Annotated in this window: 1 protein-coding gene; it reads left to right on the top strand. The window is 39.8% G+C overall.

What is annotated here, in order from left to right:
• Positions 1-410: 410 nt before the first annotated feature.
• On the top strand, positions 411-1057 hold a 647-nt coding region (locus R7E00_RS25030), incomplete at its 3' end, for an ATP-binding cassette domain-containing protein (RefSeq protein WP_318124912.1).

The raw sequence follows: 1057 nt of genomic DNA, 5'->3' as shown, positions 1-1057 counted from the left end.
AGCACTCGCTTTTAGTTCGTAGCCGCCAGACAAAGCTCGCTCTACACTCCCCCCAAGATTGAAATCTTTTTCAAAATCGTTATTCATATATTATCCAAGACTAACTTGTGAATTTTTTACTGGTATACCAGTCAATTAAAGTGGCCAACATTATAAAGAAATCTTTCCACGTCTAAAATCAGAACTGACGTTCTATCCTTGCAATATCTACTATTTGGTTGATAATTGACCACTCACAAAACTATGAAATTGAAAGCAATTGTTGCTAATGACAAAGCCCTACCAAACTGTGTTTAAAAGGCAAATAACCTCTTAAAAACAGTATGGTAAGGAATGATTACTTTTGCCTGCAAAATTTTTTCTGTTTCAAGATAAGAAAATGCTTTAATTTCACACTTTTGGTGATTATGATGCGCGCCTCAAAAGTGAATGACTTATGTCACACTAATTGGCGTAAACCCAATTTTAACGTGGGAGAAATACAGACGTTGAACGCTAAACAGCAAGCAGGAAAGCCAGTTATTCGTTTATCTGGTATCAGCAAAAGTTTCGATGGAAAGGAAATCATCGGTAATTTAAATCTTGATGTTAATCATGGTGAGTTTCTGACGATTCTTGGTCCATCTGGTTGTGGTAAAACGACGGTTTTACGCATGATCGCTGGTTTTGAAACGGCAGATAACGGTCAAATCGTATTAGATGACCAAGATGTAACGCAAGTTCCTGCAGAACATAGGCACGTCAACACGGTATTTCAGAGTTACGCATTATTCCCTCACATGACCGTATTCGATAATGTGGCATTTGGCCTACGCATGCAAAAAACGCCTGCGGCAGAAATCGAACCACGCGTAATGGAAGCGCTACGTATGGTCCGTCTAGAAAAAATGGCGCAGCGTAAGCCGCACCAACTTTCTGGTGGTCAGCAACAACGTATCGCAATCGCGCGTGCGGTTGTAAATAAGCCAAAAGTACTGCTACTTGATGAATCGCTTTCTGCTCTTGATTACAAACTTCGTAAACAAATGCAGATTGAGTTGAAACAACTTCAGCGTCA

Source organism: Vibrio sp. Vb1755, from assembly GCF_033338635.1.
In the GTDB taxonomy this organism is placed as follows: domain Bacteria; phylum Pseudomonadota; class Gammaproteobacteria; order Enterobacterales; family Vibrionaceae; genus Vibrio; species Vibrio alginolyticus.
Note: the sequence above shows the minus strand (reverse complement) of the source record. Positions and strands in the feature narration are given on the sequence as shown.